This is a genomic window from Acidisphaera rubrifaciens HS-AP3, assembly GCF_000964365.1.
Classification (GTDB): domain Bacteria; phylum Pseudomonadota; class Alphaproteobacteria; order Acetobacterales; family Acetobacteraceae; genus Acidisphaera; species Acidisphaera rubrifaciens.
Genome location: NZ_BANB01000885.1, coordinates 1 through 3324, shown reverse-complemented (window position 1 = coordinate 3324; position 3324 = coordinate 1). Strand labels below are relative to the sequence as shown.

Annotated in this window: 2 protein-coding genes; both read right to left on the bottom strand. The window is 68.2% G+C overall.

The genetic code is table 11. The features are described 5' to 3' along the window. The coding region (locus tag B8460_RS18765; RefSeq protein ID WP_048863149.1) for an efflux RND transporter permease subunit at positions 1-2999 on the bottom strand (2999 nt) is incomplete at its 3' end. Next, on the bottom strand, positions 2996-3324 hold a 329-nt coding region (locus tag B8460_RS18760; protein ID WP_048863148.1), incomplete at its 5' end, for an efflux RND transporter permease subunit. The genes B8460_RS18765 and B8460_RS18760, both read right to left, overlap by 4 nt.

Here is a 3324-nt window from a genome sequence, read left to right as displayed (position 1 = left end):
TCGATCATCATGATGGCGTTCTTCTTGACGATGCCGATCAGCAGGATCAGGCCGATCAGCGCGATGATGCTGAACTCCTGGCGGAACAGCATCAGCGCGAGCACGAGCCCGACCATCGCCGACGGGATGGTGGACAGGATCGTGATCGGGTGGATGTAGCTCTCGTACAGCATGCCGAGGACGATATAAATCGCCAGCAGCGCCGCGGCGATCAGCAGCGGCTCGGTCGCCAGCGACGACTGGAACGTCGCCGCCGTGCCGGCATAGCTGCCGTGGATTGCCTGCGGCATGCCGATCGCGCGTTCGGTCGCCGATATCGCCGCCGTCGCCGCCGACAGCGGCCGCCCCGGCGGCAGGTTGAACGACACGGTGGCGGCGACGAACTGCCCCTGATGGTTCACCGCGAGCGGCGTCTTGCCCGGGCCATAGGACGCAAAGGCGGCGAGCGGGATCATCGTCTCCTTCGCGGTGCTGACCGGTGCGCCGGCCGACGCGACGCCGTTGCCGCTGACCGCCAGCGCGTTGATCACCGCGTTGCGCGCCGAATTGAGCGCGATCGCCGCCGCCGTGCTGTTGATGCTGCTCGACGGTGTCGCCGCCGCCGCGGCCGCCGTGGTGCTCGCCGGCCCCGTCGCGGTGCCCACCGGGAATTGCGTCGTGGACGTGCCGCTCGCGATCGCGCCCGACGTGCTGACCCACAGGTTGCGCAGCGTGTCCGGGCTCTGCCAGTAGCGCGGCGCCACCTCCATCACCACGTGATACTGATTGAGCGCGTTGTAGATGGTCGAGACCTGCCGCTGCCCGAACGCGTCGTACAGGGTCGCGTCGATCGTGCTGGGCACCAGATTGAGCCGCGCCGCCGTCGCGCGGTCGATGTCGATATCCGTCTCCAGCCCCGCCTGCTGCAGATCGCTGTTGACGTCCGCCAGCTCCGGCCGCTTGCGCAGCGCGGCCACGAGCTTCGGCGTCCATTCGTACAACAGCGCGTCGGTATCCGCCTGCAGCGTGTACTGATACTGCCCGTATGCCTGCCGTCCGCCCACGCGCAGATCCTGCGCCGCCTGCAGCACAAGCGTCGCACCGGCGACGTGGGCGAGCTTCGGGCGCAGCCGGCCGATCACCTGATCCGCCGTCAGCCGCCGCTCGGCATAGGGTTTCAGCGTGGTGAAGGTGAAGCCGGTATTCGTCACCCGCCCGCCGGTGAAGCCCGCGACGCTCTCCACCGCCGGGTCGGCGCGGATGATCGCCATCACCTGCCGCAGCTTCTTCTCCATGCGCTGGAAGCTGATGCTCTGGTCACCGACCAGATAGCCGATCAGCACGCCGGTATCCTGCTGCGGAAAGAACCCCTTCGGCACGATCGCGAACAGCAGCACGCTGCCGATGATGGTGGCGAACAGGCTGCCCATCACCACCACCGTATGCCGCAGCGCCCAGCGCAGGCTGCGCTCATAGGCGCGCAGCATGGCGTCGAACACCGCCTCGCTCGCCCGGTGCAGCCGCCCGTGCGCCCGCCCCGCCTCGCGGCGCAGCAGCAGCGCGCACATCATCGGTGTGGTGGTCAGCGCGACCACCATCGACACCAGGATGGCAAAGGTCAGCGTCAGCGCGAATTCGCGGAACAGCCGCCCCACCAGCCCGCCCATCAGCAGGATCGGCAGGAACACCGCGACCAGCGACAGGCTCATGGATATGACGGTGAAGCCAATCTCGCGCGCGCCCTGCAGGGCGGCGGCGAAGCGCGGCATGCCGGCCTCGACATGGCGCTGGATGTTCTCCAGCACCACGATCGCGTCGTCGACCACGAACCCGGTGGACACGATCAGCGCCATCAGCGACAGGTTGTCCAGGCTGTAGCCGAACAGGTACATCATCCCGAACGTGCCGAGGATGGAGACCGGCACCGCGACACTCGGGATCACCGTCGCCCGCCAGTCGCGCAGGAAGGCGAACACCACCAGCACCACCAGCACGATCGCCACCAGCAGCGTCACCTGCGTGTCGCGCAGCGCGCCGCGGATCGTGGTGGTGCGGTTGAGCACGACGGACACGTCCATGTCGCCCGGCAGCTGCGCCTTGAGCTGTGGGAGGATCGCCATCACCTGGTCGACCGTCTCGATGATGTTGGCGCCAGGCTGCCGGTACAGGATCGCCAGCACCGCCGGCTGCCCGTTGGCGAGGCCGAGATTGCGCAGGTCCTCAACCGAATCCACCACCTCGCCCACATCCGTCAGCCGGATCGGCGCGTTGTTGCGATACGCGACGATCAGCGGGCGATAGTCGGCGGCATGGGTCGCCTGGTCGTTGGTGTAGATCTGGAACCGCTGCGGCCCAATCTCGACCGCGCCCTTGGGCGCGTTGGCGTTGGCGGACGCGAGTGCCGCGCGCACGTCCTCCAGCCCGACGCCGTACTGGAACAGCGCGCTCGGGTTCAGCTCCACCCGCACCGCGGGCAGCGACGAGCCGCTGATGTCCACCTCGCCGATGCCGCTGATCTGCGACAGGCTCTGCTGCAGTACCGACGCCGCCTTGTCGTACATCTGCCCGCGCGTCATCGTCTTCGACGTCAGCGCCAGCACCATCACCGGGCTGTCGGCCGGGTTCACCTTGTTATAGGTCGGATTCTGCCGGAGATTGCTCGGCAGATCGGCCCGCGCCGCCTGGATCGCCGCCTCCACGTCGCGCGCCGCCCCGTCGATGTCGCGGTCGAGGCCGAACTGCACGGTGATCCGCGTGCGCGAGACCGAACTCTGCGACGTGATCTCCGTCACGTCGGCGATCTGGCCGAGATGGCGTTCCAGCGGCGCCGCGAGGCTGGTCGCGACGGTGTCCGGGCTCGCGCCCGGCAGGGTCGCCTGCACCAGGATGGTCGGGAAATCCACCTGCGGCAGCGGTGCCACCGGCAGGCGGAAATAGGCGAACACGCCGGCGAGCGCGAGGCCGATGGTCAGCAGCGTCGTCGCCACCGGCCGCCCGATGAACGTGGACGAGATGTTCATGCCTCACGCTCGCGCAGCCGCCCGAGGCGCAGCGCCAGCCGGTCGAAATACAGATAGATCACCGGCGTCGTGAACAAGGTCAGCACCTGGCTGACGATCAGCCCGCCCACGATCGCGATGCCGAGCGGGCGGCGCAGCTCCGACCCCGTGCCGCTGCCCAGCATCAGCGGCAGCGCGCCGAACAGGGCGGCGAAGGTCGTCATCAGGATCGGGCGGAACCGCAGCAGGCACGCCTGATAGATCGCCTCGCGCGCCGTCATGCCCTGATTGCGCTCCGCGTCCAGCGCGAAATCGATCATCATGATGGCGTTCTTCTTGACGATGC